We start from the raw sequence: 17123 nt of genomic DNA on the forward strand, positions 1-17123 counted from the left end.
GACCTCCAGAATCCGATGGGAGAACGGTAGGAGTCCGGCGACCTCGAGCCCATGGACAGCAGCTCCACGATTGCGGCGGTTCTTCGTACAGCTGTATGAAGGGCGGGTGATGACCCCGGAGCTGCAGGACGTCGTCGACGACGTGTCCCGGCTCCTCGGCACGCCCGCGATCCTGGAGGACCGGCACTTCAACCTCGTCGCCTTCGGGTCGCACGCCGGTGAGGTGGACGCCGTGCGGCAGCGCTCGATCCTGCAGCGCCGCTCGTCCGCCCGGGTCCAGGAATGGTTCGAGCGGTTCGGGATCGCGACGAGCGAGCGGCCCGTCCGCACGCCCGCGGACGCGGGACTCGCCGTCGTCGCCCGCGTGTGCCTCCCGGCGCGCTGGAACGGCGTCACCTACGGCTACCTCTGGCTGCTCGACGAGCGGCACCGCCTGGACGACGCGAGCCTCGAGCGCGCGATGCCGCGTGCGGCCCGGGCAGGCACGATCATGGCGCAGCAGGCCCGGACCAGGGAAAATCTCGACGCGCAGGTCGGGGAGCTGCTGGCCGGGGACCCGGACACCGTGGAGGCGGCGGCCGCCGAGATCGACCGGCTGGGCGCGATCGGCCGGGACACCCCGGTGTGCGCGGTGACCCTCGAGGTCGACCTGCCCGAGGCGACCCCGCCGCCGCTCAACCTCTGGCGGGTGCCGCGCTCGGTCGTCGCCGCGCTCGTCGACGAGCATGTCCTCCTGCTCGTCCCGGCGGCGCAGGCGCGGGACGTGGCCCGGACGGCGTGGGAGCTCTATGCCCACCGGCTCGACGCCGAGGACCATCCGCGGCTCGTCGCGGGGGTCGGGGCCGCCCGCCCGGACCTGGCGCAGGTCCGCGGAAGCGTCCGGGAGGCCCGGCTCGCCGCGCGGGTGGCGCACGCGGTGCCGCGGCTGCGCGCGGTCGCCGGGTGGGACGAGCTCGGCGTACACCGGCTGCTCGCCTGCGGACCGCGCCCGGCCCTGCGGGACGGGGTGCTCGACGCCGCGGTCGAGCCGCTGTTCGACCATCCCGACCTGGTCGCCACCGCCGCGGCGTTCCTGGACCACGCCGGGAACGTCCAGCGCGCCGCGGCGGAGCTGCGGATCCACCGGCAGACGCTCTACTACCGGCTCCGGCGGATCGAGCAGCTCACCGGCCTGGAGCTGGGGGACGGGCGGGACCGGTTGCGGCTGCACCTGGCGGTGACGCTGTCACCGCTGGTCCGGTGAGGCTGAACCGGCCTCCGCTCGCGTTCCCGCCCGTCCGCTCGCGTCCGGACGCGAGCGGCGCCGCCGGAACGCGAGCGGAGCGACGTGTGCCCTACGCCAGGCCGGGGTAGAGCGGGTGCCGCTTCGCGAGCGTCCGCACCTCGTCCCGGAGCGCGACGATCGACGGGTCGTCCGCGGTGACGCCCTCGGGCAGCAGCAGGGTGCGGGCGATGATGTCCGCGACGTCGGTGAACCCCTCGGTGGTGAACCCACGGGTGGCCAGCGCGGCCGTGCCGATCCGCAGGCCCGAGGTGACCATCGGCGGGCGCGGGTCGAAGGGGACCGCGTTGCGGTTGACCGTGATGTCGACGAAGGCGAGCCGGTCCTCGGCCTGCTTCCCGTCCAGCGCGGCGCCGGCCAGGTCGACCAGGACCAGGTGCACGTCCGTGCCCCCGGTGAGGACCTTGATCCCGGCCGCGGCCAGGTCCTCCCGCACCAGGCGCGCGGCGAGGATCTTCGAACCCTCGATCGTGCGCTGCTGGCGCTCGGCGAACTCCGGCTGCGCGGCCATCTTGAAGGCGGCGGCCTTCGCGGCGATGACGTGTTCGAGCGGCCCGCCCTGCTGGCCCGGGAAGACCGCAGAGTTGATCTTCTTGGCGAGCGCGGCGTCGTTGGTCAGGATGATGCCGCCGCGCGGGCCGCCGAGGGTCTTGTGCGTCGTCGACGTCGTGACGTGCGCGTGCGGCACGGGCGAGGGGTGCAGACCCGCGGCGACCAGGCCGGCGAAGTGGGCCATGTCCACCATCAGGTAGGCGCCGACCTCGTCCGCGATCTCGCGGAAGCGGGCGAAGTCCAGCTGCCGGCTGTAGGCGGACCAACCGGCGATGATCAGCTGCGGGCGGTGCTCCTTGGCGAGGCGCTCGACCTCGTCCATGTCCACCCGCAGGTCCTCCTTGGAGACCTCGTAGGCGGCCACGTTGTAGAGCAGGCCGGAGAAATTGATCTTCATGCCGTGCGTGAGGTGCCCGCCGTGAGCCAGCGACAGGCCCAGGATCGTGTCGCCCGGCTTGATCAGCGCCTGCATGGCCGCGGCGTTGGCCTGCGCGCCCGAGTGCGGCTGGACGTTCGCGAACCCGGCCCCGAACAGCGCCTTGATCCGCTCGATGGCCAGCTTCTCGATCTCGTCGACGAACTCGCAGCCGCCGTAGTAGCGGCGCCCCGGGTAGCCCTCGGCGTACTTGTTGGTGAGCACGGAGCCCTGGGCCTGCATGACCGCGAGCGGCGCGTGGTTCTCCGACGCGATCATCTCGAGGCCGTCCTGCTGGCGGGCGAGCTCGCGCCCGATCAGCTCGGCGACCTCCGGGTCGAAATCGCCCAGCGACGTGTCAAGTACGGACATACTCATCCCTCGTTCTTCGCGCGGTACTCGGCGGCGTCCAGGACCGCACCGAGCTCGGACACGGTGGCGGTGAACAGCCAACCCTCACCGTAAGGGTCCTCGCCCACGAGAGCGGGGTTGTCGGCGAGTGCTGTGTTCACGGTGACAACCGTGCCGGTGGCCGGACTGAAGAGCTCGGACACGGACTTGGTGGACTCGACCTCGCCGCAGGGCTCGCCGGCGGTCAGCTCGGTGCCCGGCTCGGGGAGCTCGACGAACACGATCTCGCCGAGGGCCTCGACGGCGACGGCGGAGAGCCCGATCCGGACCTCGCCGGCGGGTGTTCCGGCGCCGGGTGCGATCGCGATCCACTCGTGGTCGGTGGTGTAGGAGAGGTCGGCGGGAAGGTTCACGGGGGCCTCCGGGTCAGCGGCGGTAGAAGGGGAGGGGAGCGACGGTGTAGGGCTGGCTGCGCCCGCGGACGTCGACCGCGAGCTCGGTGCCGGGCTCGGTGAGCGCGGCGTCGACGTAGGCCAGGGCGATCGGGACGCCGAGGGTCGGCGAGAGCACCCCGGACGTCACCTCGCCGACGGCGGAGCCGTCCGGGCCGAGCACGGCGGAGCCCGCCCGGCCGGCCCGGCGGCCGGTCCCGGTGAGCCCGACGAGCGTGCGCGCCGGCTCCTTCGCGGCCAGTGCGGCGAGCGCGTCGCGGCCCACGAAGTCCTTGTCCAGCGCGACGATCCGGCGCAGGCCTGCGGCGAACGGGTCCGTCGCGGTGGTGAGCTCGTGACCGTAGAGGGCCATCCCGGCCTCGAGGCGCAGCGTGTCCCGGCAGGCGAGCCCGGCGGGCACGAGGCCGTGCGGCGCACCCGCCTCCAGCAGCGCGCGCCAGAGGGCGGGCGCCGACGCGTTCGGCACGTAGAGCTCGAAGCCGTCCTCGCCGGTGTAGCCGGTGCGCGCGAGCAGGACGTCGATCCCGGCGATCGTCGCGGGCTCGGCCGCGTAGTACTTCACGGTGTCGACGACCTCGGCGGCGGCGGGGTCGGCGAGCGCGCGCAGGATCTCCGGCGACGCCGGTCCCTGCACCGCGATCAGCGCCGTCTCCGCGGACCGGTCGACGACCGCGACGTCGAAGCCCCGGGCGCGGCGGATCAGCTCGGCCGCGTCCTGCGCGGCGTTGGCGGCGTTGACGACCACGAGGAAGTGCTCCTCGCCCAGCCGGTAGACGACGAGGTCGTCGAGCACGCCGCCGTCCGGGGCGCAGAGCAGCGAGTACTTGGCCCGCCCGACCTTCACCTTCGACAGCGCCCCGGCCAGGGCGTGGTCCAGCGCGGCGGCCGCCTGCGGCCCGGTGAACTCGACCTCGCCCATGTGGGAGAGGTCGAAGAGCCCGGCGGCCTTGCGGACGGCGTGGTGCTCGGCGAGGTCGCTGCTGTAGCGGACGGGCATCCGCCAGCCGGCGAAGTCCGTGAACGACGCCCCGAGGGCGGCGTGTTCGGCGGCGAGTGGGGTCTCTACGGGGGGCATACGCGCTCTCCGGGGTGGCGGAACGACGGTGGACGGGCGGGCGACGATGGTGCGGCGTCTCCCCGCTCTGTCATGGGACCTGAGAGATTCCGCGGATCGTTCCCGCTTGCCCCGTCGGTGGTCCACCCGAGGGCGGACGCTTTCCAGAGTTGCCTCGCCCCAGCGGTACGGCGGCCTGAGAGTTTTCCGGGGAGGATTGCTCCTACGGCTCTGGAACGAACCAGATCTCCCGCTGGGATTCGAGCGGCGTATGCAGTTGTGGGGCCTGCGGTCGTGATCTGGGCGAACCGTACCGGGGTTCGGCCCGGCACGGGAGTGCGGCGTGGCGGGCTTCTCAGGAACCGGCCCGCGGGGACGGCAGGGTCCCCCGCGCAGCGGCAGCGCTGTCGCCCGGCACGGGGAGGTGGCGGCATCCCGCTGCGGTGCGTACTCTCGCCGCCGAGGTTGGGAACACAGCCCCGCCAGTACGGCGTGCGGGCGTTCCGCCCGGATGCGCCTCCACTGTTCCGGCCCATCGGCCGCCGAGACGCATCGAATCGTCCACGGGAGCGGCAGGAGTTCGATGAACGAGATCCGTGACGTCCCGGACGTCGTCGACTGCCGTGGCCTGTGGGTCGTGGTGTGGCGGTCCGCGGGCTGGACCGGCCTGGACCTGACCGGTGACATCGACCTCGCCAGTGCGCCGGCTCTGGTCGCGACCCTGGACGGGCTGCTGGCCGACGGTGCCCGCCACCTCGCGCTCGACCTGACCTACGTGGACTTCTTCGGGGTGCAGGCCCTCCGCGTGCTCGACGACCTCGAACGACGGTGCCGGCGCCTGCACGGAGGGCTCGTCCTGGTCGAGGTCAGCCCCCACGTCCGCCGGGTCCTCGTCCTGCTGAACGCCGAGCGTCTGCTCGACGCCGTGCTGCCGGAACGCGTGGGCGATCTCCGGCCGTAGCCCCGGGGGGCGACGCACCGGTGGTGGAGACCCCGTGACTCGGCCATCCGGGTAGGACGAGCCGGCGACGGCGGTTCGTCGCGCCCGCGGCGGGTAGCCGCCCTCGTCCGGAACCCACGACCGACGAGGTGATGACCCGTGGCCACAGGTGAGACGGGCTTCAGCGACGTGATCTACGACCTCGTGTCCGTCCAGTACCACTCCCTCAAGGCCGGCCACGACTACGGCCAGTACGTCCGGGACGCCCGCAACGGCGGGTACGAGGACGTCGCCTCCTTCTTCGAGCAGGTCATGAAGGAGGACTCCGACCGGGCCGCACGGTGCCACGAGTTCCTGCGCAAGCTGGAGCCGAAGGAGGACACCGGAGGCAAGGCCTGATCGTCGAGGGCCTGAACCGTGGACGGGGACGGCCGGGCCGCCCGGCCGTCCCCGTCCACGGCGGGCCTCGCGCTCCCGCTAGAAGTCGGGGTCACCGGGCCGCGGCGGCGAGCAGTTGTTCGCGATGGCCAGGTCCCGGGCGGCCCGTTCCGCGGCGTCCTCGCCCTGCTCGTCCGGCCGCTCGGGCTCCGGGGGCGGTCCTGCCGGGGCCGGTCCTCGGCCCGGACGTCGTCGTTGCGGTCCACGTCGTGCATGTCCCCCGGGTACCCGCGCCGCGTGGCGATCATTCGGCCGGCCGCACCACCGGATCGGGCGTCAGCTGCCCCGGTTCTCGCCGAGCTCCTGCTCGATCGGGTTGACCGGCGGCGCCGGCCGCTCCGACGGGTCGGGGGCATTGATCTCGACGGACGAGAGCACCTCCCCGAGGGACCGGTACTCGACGGGCGGGACGCCGCGCAAGGCGCGGATGGTGGCCTCGTCGGCGCCGTTGTGCTCGGCCGTCGCGAGCAGCGCGTCCTTGTCCGCCGGGAAGTCGACGTCCGCGAGGGCGGTGGTGACCGCCGCCTGGGTCGTGACTCGTGTGGACATGGTGCTCCCCCTGTCGTCGGTTCCGCGGACGTGCCGGGATTCCCGCGGGCGGGAGCCCTGCACGCGCACGGTCGCCCCGGCGCTCACCGCATCAGCTCGGCGAGGACGAGGGGCGCCTCGTCGAGGAGCTTCCCGGGCGAGGAACCCCACGTGCGAGATGCGGGCCCCCAGCCGCTCACCGGCGGTGGCGTGCACGTGGGTGGCCCAGCACGCGGCCTGGGCGGGCGAGGCGCCTCGCGCCAGCAGGCCGACGACCAGCCCGGCGAGGACGTCGCCGCTACCCGACGTCCCGAGCCCGGCGTGCCCGCTTTCGTCGATCCAGAGGCCGCCGTCGGCGGCCGCGACCCGCCCGCCCAGGGTCACGACGGCGTCGAGGTGCCCGGCGAGCGCGGCCGCCGCCCCGGCCGGGTCCTCCTCCAGGTCCGGTGCGTCCGGGACGTCGGCGAGCAGGACGGCGGCCTCGTCCGAGTTCGGGGTGAGGACGAGCCGCCCGGCCAGCGGCGCGACGGTCTCCCGGCGGAGCCCGCGCAGGGCGTACCCGTCGAGGACGACGGCGGCCTCGGCACCGACCCGCTCCAGCAGCGCCTCGACCAGGTCCTGGATCGGCGTCTCGCCGTCGAACAGGCCGGGGCCGACCAGCACCGCGTCCGCCGCCGGGAGGACCGCCTCCAGGTCGTCGACCGACGCGGACGAGACGCAGCCCGCCGCCGTCTCGGGCAGGGGCATCGCGAGGGCCTCCGGGACGCTCACGCCGAGCGCGGTGGCGGTGGAGGCGGGCGCACCGATCTGCAGTACCCCGGCCCCGGCCCGCAGCGCGGCCACGCCGGCGAGCAGCACGGCCCCCGGGGTGCCCCGGCTGCCGCCGACGACGAGGGCGGTGCCCCGGCTCGCCTTCGCCCCGCCGGCCGGTTCGGGCAGGGCCCACCGCCGCAGCACCGTGGGCGTCAGGACCGTGACGGCGGATGCGGGGTCGTCAGGCCTCGTCGGAGCGGACACGGGACTCCCTCGTCGTCGGGACGTGGTGCTGGGGCAGTGGCTCGGTGCGCCCCACGTCGACCGCGCGCAGCGGTTCGGCCGGGGTGGGGCGTTCGAACCGGGTCAGCGAGCAGTTGGCCACCGGCGCGGCGCGCAGGGCGTCGATCAGCTCGGGCTCGGTCAGCTGCTCGAGGATGTAGCGGATGAGGTGGATCGGCGCCTCGTGGGTGAAGCACAGCACCCGCTGCCCGTCGAGGTCGAGCATCGGGTCGGTGAGCAGGGTGCGCAGCCGCAGCGCGACGTCCGCCCAGGACTCCCCGCCGGGAGGCCGGTGGTAGAACTTGCCGAGGTGCCTGCGCCGCGCGGCCTCCTCGGGGAACCGGGCCTTGATCCCTTTCCAGGTGTGCAGGTCCAGGATGCCGAGCTCGCGGTCCCGCAGCCGCTCGTCGATCCGCAGCGGGACGTCGGGCAGCTGGTCCAGGGCGAGCCGTGCCGTGTCGTGGGCGCGGCGGTAGGGCGAGGTCAGGGCCAGCGTCGGGCGCTCCTCCGGAGGCAGCCCGGCCAGCCACTTCCCGACCGCCCGCGCCTGTTCCTCGCCGAGCTCGGACAGCGCGACGTCGGCGTCGCGCTCGAGGTCGAGCAGCTCGGCACCGGAGGCGGCGGCCTCGTCGTTGGCGACGTTGCCGCGGCTCTGCCCGTGCCGGACGAGCCAGAGGACGTCGGGACCGTGGAAGGACACGCCTGCGGCTACCCAGCCTCGTCGACGTTCATGCGGGAGGGACCACGACCGCCGCGCCCGGCCGCGTTTTCGACGGTGGCGGCGCGGTAACCCGTCCGCATGAGCAGCGAGACCATCGTCCGCGACGGGCCCGTCGGCGAACTGGAGGTCGTGCACCTGTTCGAGAGCGGCCCGATGCCGACCGGGGTCGGCGTGTCCCGCACCGGGCGGGTCTTCCTCTGCTACCCGAAGTGGGGCGACGACGTCCGCTTCACCGTCGGCGAGCTTCCGGGACGGCGAGGTCGTGCCCTACCCGGACCAGGGGTTCAACGACAACGAAGGCGACGCCGACCCGTACGCCCTCGTGTCGGTGCAGAGCGTCGTCGTCGACCCGGGGGACCGGCTGTGGCTGCTCGACACCGGCAGCCCGATGTTCCGGCCGGTCGAGTACGGCGGGCCGAAACTGGTCGAGGTCGACCTGGCCACCGACGAGGTCGCGCAGACGATCCTGTTCCCCGACGAGGTCGTCCTGCCCACCACCTACCTCAACGACGTGCGGTTCGACCTGCGCCGCGGCGAGGCCGGGACCGCGTTCATCACCGACTCCTCCGACCAGGGCGCCAACGGGATCATCGTCGTGGACCTGGCCGCCGGGCACAGTCGGCGGCGGCTGCACGACCACCCCTCCACGAAGGCGGAGACACCGCCGGACCTGCGGATGATCGTCGAGGGGCAGGACTTCCTCGAACGCGGCGCGGACGGCTCGAGCTCGTCGGTCACGATAGGCGCCGACGGGATCGCGATCGCCGCGGACGGCCGCCGCCTGTACTACTGCTGCCTGGCGAGCCGGCGCTGGTGGAGCGTCGACGTGGAGGCGCTGTGCGACCGCGACCTCGACGACGGCCCGGTCGAGGCCACGGTGCGCGACGAGGGCGACAAGGGCGCCGCCGGCGACGGCATGGAGACCGACTCCCACGGCAGCATCTACGTCACCGACGGCGAGCACGACGCCGTCCACCGCCGCCTGCCGGACGGGAGCTGGCAGACCGTCGCGCACGATCCGCGCCTGCTCTGGCCGGACACCCTCTCCGTCGCCGAGGGGTACCTCTACGTCACGGCGAACCAGCTCCACCGGCAGGCGCGGTACCGCGGCGGCAAGGACGAGCGCCGCTATCCGTACGTGCTGTTCAGGACCCCGATCGACGCCGGGCCGGTCCGGCTCGTCCAGTAGCGGCGCGCCTCGACGCCGCGCGGATCGGCGCGCCGTGAGGCACGCTGGCAGCACGGACCGCCCTGCCGACCGGGGGATCACATGGACGCGTTGTACGACGTCGCCGTCGTCGGCGCCGGGCCCGCGGGCTCGGCCGCCGCCCTGCGCGCCCTCCAGCTCCGGCCCGACGCCCGCGTGGTGCTCCTCGACGCGGCGACCTTCCCGCGGGACAAGACCTGCGGGGACGGCGTGGCCGCCGCGGTCTTCGACCTGCTCGCCGCGCTCGGCGTGCCGGGGCTCGAGGACCTGGCGCCGCCCGTACCGAGGCTGCGGCTGCGCACCCCCACGGGCCGGGTCGTCGACCGGGCGTGCCCGCGGCCCAACCGGGTCATCCCGCGGCTCGTGTTCGACGCCGCCCTGGCCGCGGCCGCGGTGGAGAAGGGGGCGGAGCTGCAGCACCACCGGGTCCGGCGGATGGACGTCCGCGCGGACCGGGTCGTCCTCGACGACGAGGTCGCCGCACGGGTCGTGGTCGGCGCCGACGGTGCCAACTCGGTCGTGCGGCGGCTGCTCGGGGCCCCGGTCCCACCGCCGGCGGCGGCGGCGGTCGCCATCCGCGGGTACACCGCGCACGATCCGGGCCGGGAGGCGCTGACGATCGAGTACGCGCAGGGCCCGTTCCCGGCGTACGCGTGGTCGTTCCCGGTCGCGGGCGGCGGGGCGAACGTCGGGTACGGGGTCTTCGACCGGCGCGGCAGCGAGAGCCGCCAGGTGTTCCTGGACGCGCTGCGCCGGTTGCTGCCCGGCCAGGAGCCGGACCCGTCCACGGTCCGGGGGCACCACCTGCCGATGTCGAACGGGCCGCGCTTCCACCCGGACGGCCGGGTGCTGCTCGCCGGCGACGCGGCCGGGACGATCAACCCGTTGACGGGCGAGGGGATCTACGACGCCGTGGCGTCCGGGGCGCTGGCCGGCCAGGCCGCGATGGCCGGGGCCGGGGCGGGTGCGGTCCACCGCGGCGCCATGCACCGCGCGTTCGCCCGGCACCACCGGCACAGCGGCGTGCTGGCGCGGCTGATGGCCCGTCCCCGGTTCCTCGACGCGGCGATCGTCGCAGCCGGCGCCCACCAGTCCGTCTTCGACGCCGCCGTCGACCTCGGGCTGGCCCGCGGCACCGTGCCCCCGCCGCTCTCGCCCTGGTCCTCGCGCGCCTGCGCCCCTGATCCGGGTCAGCCCACGAGGGCCGGCCCGACCGCGACGAGCAGCACGACGGCGACGCCCGCGACCACCAGCACGGCCCGGAACGGCGCCCGGGAACCCGGCCGGCGGCCGGCCCGGAACCCCGCCGCGAGGACCGCCGCCGCGACGGCGGGCACGGCCACGGCGACCACGGCCGGGACGGGCGCCGCCAGGGCCAGCACGACCGTCGCCGCGAGCAGCAGGACCGCCGCGGCGATCCGGCTCCCCGCCGCGCCGATCCGGTGCGGCAGGCCGCGCACACCGGTCGCCGCGTCGTCCTCCAGGTCCGGCAGCACGTTCGCGAAGTGCGCCCCGGCCCCGACGAGCGCCCCGGCCACCGGCAGCCACCACGGCGGCGCGGGGGAGCCCGGCAGCGCGACCACGACGAACGCCGGCAGCAGCCCGAAGCACACGATGTAGGGCAGGACGGAGACCGGCGTGGACTTGAGCCCCAGGTCGTAGGCCCAGCCGGCGGCGACGGCGACGAGGTGCAGCACCCCGGCCCACACCCCGCACGCCAGCGACAACGGGACGCACGCGGCCGCGGCGACGGCCGTCGCGAAACCGACGGTGCGCGCGGACACGGCGCCGGCGACGACGGGCTTGTCGGCGCGGCCGACGGTGCGGTCCCGCTCGGCGTCGAGGACGTCGTTGAGCCAGCCGATCGACAGCTGCCCGGTCAGGACGGCCGACCCGATCAGGACGACGCGGCCCGCGGTGTGCCCGGTGGTCACGGCGAGGGCGGTGACCATCAGCGTGACCGCCGCGGTGGGTTCCGGATGACACGAGCGCAGCAACGCGATCGTCGTCGTCCCGAAGCGCCGCATGGGCCCGAGTCTGACACCCTCGGGAGGTGGCCGACGTCCGTGAGCGCGCCCGCAACGATCCCGGCCAGTACGACGACCTCGTCGACGAGTGGTGGGACCCGCGCGGCGGTTTCGCGATGCTGCACTGGCTCGCGGCCGCCCGCGCCGACCTGGTGCCTCCCGCGGGGCCGGGCCGCGGGCTCCTCGTCGACCTCGGGTGCGGCGCCGGGCTGCTCGCCCCGTGGCTCGCCGGGAAGGGCTACCGGCACGTCGGCGTCGACCTCACCGCGACGGCGCTCGACCAGGCCCGCCGGCACGGCGTCGCGGCGGTGCGGGGGGACGTGGCCCGGGTCCCGCTGGCCGACGGGTGCGCGGACGTCGTCGTTGCGGGGGAGATCCTGGAACACGTGCCGGACCTGCCCGCGGTCCTCGCCGAGGCGTGCCGGCTGCTCCGCCCCGGTGGCCTCCTCGTGCTCGACACGATCGCCGCCACCGCGCTCGCCCGGGTCGTCGCCGTCACCGTCGCGGAGCGGCTGCCCGGTGGGCCGCCGCCGGGCATCCACGATCCCCGGCTCTTCGTCGACCGGGCGGTGCTGCGGCGCGAGTGCGCCCGGCACGGCGTCGTCCTGGAGCTCCGCGGCATCCGGCCGTCGGTCGTCGATCTCGCCCGGTGGGCGGCCGGGCGCGCCGACCTCGTCCGGATGGTCCCGGTGCCGACCACCGCGGTGCTGTTCCAGGGCGTCGGCCGGCGGGCGGGGGCCCGGGGTTGAAGGAGGGCGCCGATGGGGACCACCCGATCATGAGGGCGACCGTGACCGGGTTCGGCACGGCCCTGCCCGGACCCGCGCTGGAGCAGACCGCCGTCTGGGACGGGTGCTTCGCGGGGCACCTCGCCGGCCACCGCACGGCCCGGCGGATCTTCCACGGCGCGGGCGTGCGCCGCCGGCACGCGGCGGTGAACCCGCTGGTCGAGGACGTGTCCGGCTGGTCGACGGGGCGCCGGATGCGGCGCTATGCCGTCGAGGCGCTGCCGCTGGGCAAGGAGGCGGTCGGCGCCGCGCTGGCCGACGCCGGGCTGCGGCCGGAGGAGATCGGGCAGTTCGCCGTCGTCTCGTGCACCGGTTACGGGACGCCCGGGCTGGACATCCGGATCGCCGCGGACCTGGGGATGGCCCCGGACCTGCAACGGCTGGTGGTCGGGCACATGGGCTGCTATGCCGCGATCCCCGGGCTCGGCGCGGTCGCCGACTACGTGGTCGCCCGCGGACGGCCCGCCGTGGCCCTGTGCTGCGAGCTGACGTCCCTGCACGTCCAGCCGCCGTCCGACGATCTCGGCCAGGTCGTCTCGCACGCGCTGTTCGGCGACGCCGCGGTGGCGGTCGTCGTCGAGCCGGGGGCCGGGGTAGGACTCGAGGTGGTCGACGTGGCCGCGGTGACCGATCCGACCACGGCGGACCACATGACCTGGGACGTCACCGACCTCGGCTTCCGGATGGGCCTCTCGCCGGAGGTGCCCCGGGTGCTGGCCCGGCACGTCCGGGGCCTGGTGACCGGCCTGCTCGGCCGGCACGGCATGACGCTCGGTGACGTCGACGGCTGGGCCGTGCACCCCGGCGGGCCGAAGATCCTCGACACCGTCGCCGAAGGTCTGAACCTGCCCGTCGGGGCCCTCGACGCCTCGCGCGCGGTGTTGGCCGAGCGGGGCAACTGCTCGTCGGCGACCGTGCTGCTGGTGCTCGACGCGCTCCGCGCCACCGGCCGCCCGCGGCCCGGCCGGGCCGTCGTCGCGATGGCGTTCGGGCCCGGACTCACCCTCTACGCCGCCCTGCTGCGGGCGGCCTGAACCCCGACGACCCCGTACCCCGACAGTGATGAGGAGACCGATGGTGGGCGAACAGGTCGTGCTGCTCGACGACGAGGGGCGCGCCGTGGGCGTCGCGGACAAGGCGACCGTGCACGGGGCCCGCACGCCGCGCCACCTCGCCTTCTCCTGCTACGGCTTCGACGAGGCGGGGCGGCTGCTCGTCACCCGGCGCTCCCGGCGGAAGCGGACGTTCCCGCTGATGTGGACCAACACGTGCTGCGGGCATCCCGGTCCCGGTGAGCCGCCCGAGGAGGCCGTCCACCGCCGCCTCGCCGACGAGCTGGGCATGACGCCGACGGACGTCCGGCCGGCCCTGCCGGACTTCAGCTACCGGGCCTCGTTCGACGGGGTCGAGGAGAACGAGCTGTGCCCGGTCTTCCTGTGCACCCTGCAGGGGGAGCCGCGCCCGGACCCGGCCGAGGTCGAGGAGTGGCAGTGGTGGAGCTGGCCGCGGTTCCTCGAGGCGGTGGCGAACCCGGCCAGCGGCCTGTCGCCCTGGGCGCGGTTGCAGGCCCCGCTGCTCGCCGAGCTCGGCGAGCACCCGTCACTCGGGTGAGCGGGCCGGCCGGGTGATCGGGCCGGCCGGTGATCGGGTCACCGGGACGAGCGGGGCGCGGACGCCAGGACGACGCGGTCCGGGCGCAGCAGCACGGCGGCGCACCCGCCGTCGCGCAGCCAGGCCCGGACCGGGCCGCCGTCCGCCAGGACCACCTCCCCGTCCCCGTCCCCGTCCCCGGGGCCGATCTGGACGACGCAGGCGCGCAGCAGCCGCGCGCGGGCGAGCAGCGTGACCGGGACCGGGCCGTCGGTGAGCAGGACGTGGCCGCAGCCCAGGGCCTCGTCGAGCCGGACGGACCTGCCGTCGAGGGTGACGAGGGGCTGCGGGCACACCGTCCCGGTGAGGTCGCGCCGGTCCCGGCGGGGATCGACCTGGGCGCCCGCGGGGTAGCGGGTGACGATGCCGCGGCTCGCGCGGGCGCGGACCCCGGGGAGCCGCAGCAGGGACCGGGTCAGCGGCCCCCGCAGCGCCGCCGCGACGTCCTGCCCGCCGGTCATCGCCCGGCCGACCCGGACCGCCCCTCGGATCATGGCCTCCACCTGGGGTGCCCGTTCCTGCTGGTAGCTGTCGAGCATCCGGTTCTCCAGCGCCGGCGGGACCTCGCCGTGCAGGACCGCCGCGAGCTTCCAGGCGAGGTTGTGGGCGTCCCGCAGGCCCGCCCCGAGGCCCTGCCCGATGAACGGCGGGGTCAGGTGGGCGGCGTCACCGAGCAGCAGGACCCGGTCCTCGCGCCAGCGGGTCGCGATCCGGGCCCGGAACACGTACTCGGCGGCCCGGAGCACCTCGAGGTCCTCGCTCGCGACATCGGGACGCCACGGGGCCGTGAGGCTGTCGATGCGGGTGACGAGGTCGTCGGCGGTCTCGTCCCGATCCATCCGGAACTCCCAGCGGTACCGGTCCGCGGGCAGGGCGAGGAACGTGGCGGGACGCCGGGGGTCGCAGATCTGGTCGACCCCGCCCCACGTGGTGATGCGGCGGGCGCAGCGGACGTCGACGACGAACCAGCGCTCGGTGAACCCGAGGTCGCGCGCGTGCGACCCGAGCGTGGTGCGGACGGTGCTGCCCGCCCCGTCGCAGCCCAGCACGGCGTCGAACTCGAGGTGGTCGACGGAGCCGTCGGCCGTGTCGCGCACGGTCACCCGGCCGGCGGGGAAGACGTCCACGAGCTCGGTGCCGCACCGGATCGTCACCAGCGGCCGGCGGGCGGCCTCGGCGAGCAGCAGCTCCTCGAGTTCGGGCTGGTCGAACACGTTGGACTCCGGCCACCCGTGGCGTCCCGCGGCGCAGTCCCGGGGAAGACCGCGAAGGGCCGGAGCCGGCCGTCGAGCAGGCGCAGGCCGGTGGCCGGCCGGCTGATCGCGGCGAACTCCTCGGCGACACCGGCGCTCTGCAGGATCCGCACGCACTCGTCGTCGAGGTGGACGGCGCGGGGCAGCCGGTGCGGCGCGGAGCGCCGGTCGACGACGGTGCTCGCGACACCGAGGTCCGCGAGCAGGAGGGCGGCGACGAGGCCCGTCGGGCCGGCCCCGACGACCAGGACTCGCGGAGTGCCCCGGTCGTCCGGCGCATCCGGGGAGCTGGGGGACGGGTTCATCTACGCGAGCACCAGGACGAGGCGGCCCTCCGCGACCTCGAGCCGGACCTGCCCGCCTGCGCGCAGCTCCCCGCCGAGGAGCAGCCTCGACAGCCGCCGTTCGACCTCACGCGCGATGACCCGCCGCAGCGGCCTCGCGCCGAACCCGGGCTGGTACCCGAGCTCGGCGAGGTGGTCGAGCGCCGCGTCGTCCGCGACGAGTTCGACGCCCCGGGCCGCGAGCCGCGAGGCGGTGTCGGCGAGCAGCATCGCGGTGATGCGGCGCAGCTGAGCGTGGTCGAGGGCCTCGAACAGGACGACGTCGTCGACGCGGTTGACGAACTCCGGCCGCAGGTGGCGGCGGACCAGCATCATCACGACCTCCCGCGTCGACTCGACCGGACGCCCCGCGGCGGCCGCGGCGAGGATCTCCTCCGCGCCCAGGTTGCTGGTCATGATGACGATCGCGTGCCGGAAGTCCACGACGCGGCCCCGGGCGTCGCTGAGCCGGCCCGCGTCGAGCACCTGCAGCAGTGTCCCGGTGACCTCGGCGTGCGCCTTCTCGATCTCGTCGAGCAGCACCACGGTGTAGGGGTCGCGGCGCACGGCCTCGGTGAGCTGGCCGGCGTCGTCGTGTCCGATGTAGCCGGGCGGGGCGCCGATCAGCCGGGTGACGGCGGACCGGTCCGCGTACTCGCTCATGTCGAGCCGCACCATGCGCTCGTCCGAGCCGAAGAGCGCGGCGGCGAGCGCCCGGGCGAGTTCGGTCTTGCCGACGCCGGTGGGGCCGAGGAAGAGGAACGAGCCGACGGGCCGGTCCGGGCTGGAGAGCCCGGCGCGGCCGCTGCGCACCGCGTCGGCCACGGCCTCCACGGCCTCGTCCTGGCCGACGACCCGCCGGTGCAGGTGGTCCTCGAGGTCGAGCAGCCGCTGCCGGTCGGTCGCGCCGAGCTCGGCGACCGGGATGCCGGTGCGGGAGGCGACGACCCGGGCGACGTCGTCGGCGGTGATCTCGGGCGTGCCGGGGCCGGGCGGGCCCTCCTCCAGGACGAGCCGGTCGAGCTCGCGGTCGAGCATCGCGGCCCGCTCGTCGTCCCCGGCGTCCGTCGCGACCTCCCGGGCCCGGATCAGCTCCTCGACCTGCCGCCCCGCGCCGGTCGCGGGTGTCCCGCGCAGGTGCACCCGGGACGCCGCGCGGTCCACGAGGTCGATCGCCTTGTCCGGCAGGAAGCGGTCCCGGATGTAGCGGTCCGACAGGGCGACGGCCGCGTCCAGCGCGGCGTCGGTGATCCGGACGCGGTGGTGCTCCTCGTAGCGGCCGCGCAGCCCGCGCAGGATCTCCCCGGTCTCCGCGGGCGTCGGCTCCGGGACGACGACGCGCTCGAAGCGCCGGTCCAGCGCGGGGTCGCGCTCGATGTGGCGGCGGTGGTCCTCGACCGTGGTCGCGCCGATGATCTGCAGCTCGCCCCGGGCCAGCGCGGGCTTGAGGATGGAGCCGGCGTCCATCGGGGAGTTCTCGCCGGAGCCCGCGCCGACCACGAGGTGCAGCTCGTCGATGAACACCACGACCGAGCGCTCCGCGGCCACGATCTCGGCGACGACGTCGGTGAGCCGTTCCTCGAACTCGCCGCGGTACTTCGTCCCGGCGACCAGCCCGGCGAGGTCCAGCGCGACCACCCGGACGTCGCGGAGCGCCGCGGGGACGGCGCCGTCGGCGACGCGCCGGGCCAGCCCCTCGACGATCGCCGTCTTGCCCACCCCCGGGTCGCCCACCAGGACCGGGTTGTTCTTCGTCCGGCGGGCGAGGACCTCCACCACCTGGTCGAGGACGTCGTCGCGGCCGATCACCGGGTCGAGCCGGCCGGCCCGGGCGTCGGCGGTGAGGTCGCGGCCGTAGCGGTCGAGCTTCCGGGTCGACGTCGCCCGGCGCGGTGCGGGGCGCGCCGGGTCCTCCTGCGGCGGCAGGTCGAGGCCGGCGAACAGCCGGTTCACGAGGTCGCCGAGCGGGCCGAGACCGTCGAAGGGATCCTGCGGCATGGTGGCCTCCTCGGTGACGGTGCGGACCGTCTCCTCCAGGTGTACCCGCCGCGAGGTGCCGCGTATCGGGCGACGACCCGCGACGGCGCCGTTCGTCCGGGCCACTGCC

At 75.2% G+C, this 17123-nt stretch carries 16 protein-coding genes, 1 pseudogene and 2 riboswitches; of the genes and pseudogenes, 8 read left to right on the plus strand and 9 right to left on the minus strand.

The window, feature by feature from the left end:
• Window positions 1-109: 109 nt before the first annotated feature.
• Window positions 110-1243: a PucR family transcriptional regulator gene (locus tag WBK50_RS05500; RefSeq protein ID WP_341339306.1), complete on the plus strand. Its 1134-nt coding sequence runs from the start codon at window positions 110-112 to the stop codon at window positions 1241-1243.
• A 91-nt stretch (window positions 1244-1334) separates the two neighbouring features.
• On the opposite strand, the gene glyA is transcribed toward WBK50_RS05500, so the two are convergent.
• From glyA to gcvT, 3 genes are read right to left on the minus strand one after another with little or no spacing between them, the layout of a single operon-like run.
• A complete protein-coding gene (gene glyA / locus WBK50_RS05505) occupies window positions 1335-2627 on the minus strand; it encodes a serine hydroxymethyltransferase (protein WP_445942225.1) in 1293 nt (430 codons plus the stop codon).
• Window positions 2624-3013, minus strand: coding sequence for a glycine cleavage system protein GcvH (gcvH, locus tag WBK50_RS05510; protein ID WP_341334544.1), 390 nt, complete (start codon window positions 3011-3013; stop codon window positions 2624-2626). The genes glyA and gcvH overlap by 4 nt, the downstream gene beginning before the upstream one ends.
• A gap of 13 nt (window positions 3014-3026) precedes the next feature.
• The gene (gene gcvT, locus WBK50_RS05515) at window positions 3027-4127 is read right to left on the minus strand and encodes a glycine cleavage system aminomethyltransferase GcvT (protein WP_341334545.1); all 1101 of its coding nucleotides are present in this window, start codon (window positions 4125-4127) and stop codon (window positions 3027-3029) included.
• 57 nt (window positions 4128-4184) lie between these two features.
• Window positions 4185-4280: riboswitch (glycine riboswitch) on the minus strand.
• Window positions 4281-4369, minus strand: a riboswitch (glycine riboswitch). It lies immediately after the preceding riboswitch.
• Window positions 4370-4689: 320 nt separating this feature from the next.
• Here gcvT and WBK50_RS05520 point away from each other — a divergent pair.
• A complete protein-coding gene (locus tag WBK50_RS05520; RefSeq protein WP_341334546.1) occupies window positions 4690-5067 on the plus strand; it encodes an STAS domain-containing protein in 378 nt (125 codons plus the stop codon).
• Window positions 5068-5205: 138 nt separating this feature from the next.
• Window positions 5206-5445 carry an acyl carrier protein gene (locus tag WBK50_RS05525; RefSeq protein ID WP_297493742.1) on the plus strand — a complete coding sequence of 80 codons (240 nt, stop codon included), beginning with the start codon at window positions 5206-5208 and terminating at the stop codon, window positions 5443-5445.
• Window positions 5446-5760: 315 nt separating this feature from the next.
• Here the strand turns inward: WBK50_RS05525 and WBK50_RS05530 are convergent, their stop codons facing one another.
• Together WBK50_RS05530 and WBK50_RS05535 are read right to left on the minus strand one after the other, a co-directional pair.
• On the minus strand, window positions 5761-7029 hold the full coding sequence (locus tag WBK50_RS05530; protein ID WP_341334547.1) for an NAD(P)H-hydrate dehydratase: 1269 nt from the start codon (window positions 7027-7029) through the stop codon (window positions 5761-5763).
• Window positions 7007-7747 carry a histidine phosphatase family protein gene (locus WBK50_RS05535; RefSeq protein WP_341334548.1) on the minus strand — a complete coding sequence of 247 codons (741 nt, stop codon included), beginning with the start codon at window positions 7745-7747 and terminating at the stop codon, window positions 7007-7009. Before WBK50_RS05535 ends, WBK50_RS05530 begins: the two co-directional genes overlap by 23 nt.
• 283 nt (window positions 7748-8030) lie before the next feature.
• On the opposite strand from WBK50_RS05535, the gene WBK50_RS05540 reads away from it, so the two are divergent.
• Complete coding sequence (locus tag WBK50_RS05540) at window positions 8031-8957, plus strand: L-dopachrome tautomerase-related protein (protein ID WP_341334549.1); 927 nt, start codon at window positions 8031-8033, stop codon at window positions 8955-8957.
• A gap of 81 nt (window positions 8958-9038) precedes the next feature.
• A pseudogene (locus WBK50_RS05545) lies at window positions 9039-9905 on the plus strand (NAD(P)/FAD-dependent oxidoreductase); the annotation flags it as partial.
• Window positions 9906-10165: 260 nt separating this feature from the next.
• Here WBK50_RS05545 and WBK50_RS05550 read toward each other — a convergent pair.
• Window positions 10166-11002 (minus strand): UbiA family prenyltransferase, encoded by an 837-nt coding sequence (locus WBK50_RS05550; protein ID WP_341334550.1) that lies wholly within the window; start codon window positions 11000-11002, stop codon window positions 10166-10168.
• 26 nt (window positions 11003-11028) lie between these two features.
• On the opposite strand from WBK50_RS05550, the gene WBK50_RS05555 reads away from it, so the two are divergent.
• From WBK50_RS05555 to idi, 3 genes are read left to right on the plus strand one after another with little or no spacing between them, the layout of a single operon-like run.
• A complete protein-coding gene (locus WBK50_RS05555) occupies window positions 11029-11751 on the plus strand; it encodes a methyltransferase domain-containing protein (RefSeq protein ID WP_341334551.1) in 723 nt (240 codons plus the stop codon).
• Window positions 11752-11780: 29 nt separating this feature from the next.
• On the plus strand, window positions 11781-12824 hold the full coding sequence (locus WBK50_RS05560) for a type III polyketide synthase (protein ID WP_341334552.1): 1044 nt from the start codon (window positions 11781-11783) through the stop codon (window positions 12822-12824).
• 40 nt (window positions 12825-12864) lie between these two features.
• Entirely contained in the window at window positions 12865-13401 is a 537-nt protein-coding gene (gene idi, locus WBK50_RS05565) for an isopentenyl-diphosphate Delta-isomerase (protein ID WP_341334553.1), read from the plus strand.
• A 38-nt stretch (window positions 13402-13439) separates the two neighbouring features.
• On the opposite strand, the gene WBK50_RS05570 is transcribed toward idi, so the two are convergent.
• The 3 genes from WBK50_RS05570 to WBK50_RS05580 are packed head-to-tail and all read right to left on the minus strand — an operon-like array spanning window position 13440 to window position 17014.
• A complete protein-coding gene (locus WBK50_RS05570; protein ID WP_341334554.1) occupies window positions 13440-14654 on the minus strand; it encodes an FAD-dependent monooxygenase in 1215 nt (404 codons plus the stop codon).
• Window positions 14591-14998 (minus strand): FAD-dependent monooxygenase, encoded by a 408-nt coding sequence (locus WBK50_RS05575; protein WP_341334555.1) that lies wholly within the window; start codon window positions 14996-14998, stop codon window positions 14591-14593. The genes WBK50_RS05570 and WBK50_RS05575 overlap by 64 nt, the downstream gene beginning before the upstream one ends.
• The gene (locus WBK50_RS05580) at window positions 14999-17014 is read right to left on the minus strand and encodes an ATP-dependent Clp protease ATP-binding subunit (protein ID WP_341334556.1); all 2016 of its coding nucleotides are present in this window, start codon (window positions 17012-17014) and stop codon (window positions 14999-15001) included. It lies immediately after the preceding gene.
• Window positions 17015-17123 lie beyond the last annotated feature (109 nt).

This window comes from Pseudonocardia sp. T1-2H (genome assembly GCF_038039215.1).
In the GTDB taxonomy this organism is placed as follows: Bacteria; Actinomycetota; Actinomycetes; order Mycobacteriales; family Pseudonocardiaceae; genus Pseudonocardia.

Coding starts and splice junctions, on each gene's coding strand:
- WBK50_RS05500 (WP_341339306.1), top strand. CDS start 110: ATGACCCCGGAGCTGCAGGACGTCGTCGACGACGTGTCCCGGCTCCTC.
- glyA (WP_445942225.1), bottom strand. CDS start 2,627: ATGAGTATGTCCGTACTTGACACGTCGCTGGGCGATTTCGACCCGGAG.
- gcvT (WP_341334545.1), bottom strand. CDS start 4,127: ATGCCCCCCGTAGAGACCCCACTCGCCGCCGAACACGCCGCCCTCGGG.
- WBK50_RS05520 (WP_341334546.1), top strand. CDS start 4,690: ATGAACGAGATCCGTGACGTCCCGGACGTCGTCGACTGCCGTGGCCTG.
- WBK50_RS05550 (WP_341334550.1), bottom strand. CDS start 11,002: ATGCGGCGCTTCGGGACGACGACGATCGCGTTGCTGCGCTCGTGTCAT.
- WBK50_RS05560 (WP_341334552.1), top strand. CDS start 11,781: ATGAGGGCGACCGTGACCGGGTTCGGCACGGCCCTGCCCGGACCCGCG.
- idi (WP_341334553.1), top strand. CDS start 12,865: ATGGTGGGCGAACAGGTCGTGCTGCTCGACGACGAGGGGCGCGCCGTG.
- WBK50_RS05575 (WP_341334555.1), bottom strand. CDS start 14,998: ATGAACCCGTCCCCCAGCTCCCCGGATGCGCCGGACGACCGGGGCACT.
- WBK50_RS05580 (WP_341334556.1), bottom strand. CDS start 17,014: ATGCCGCAGGATCCCTTCGACGGTCTCGGCCCGCTCGGCGACCTCGTG.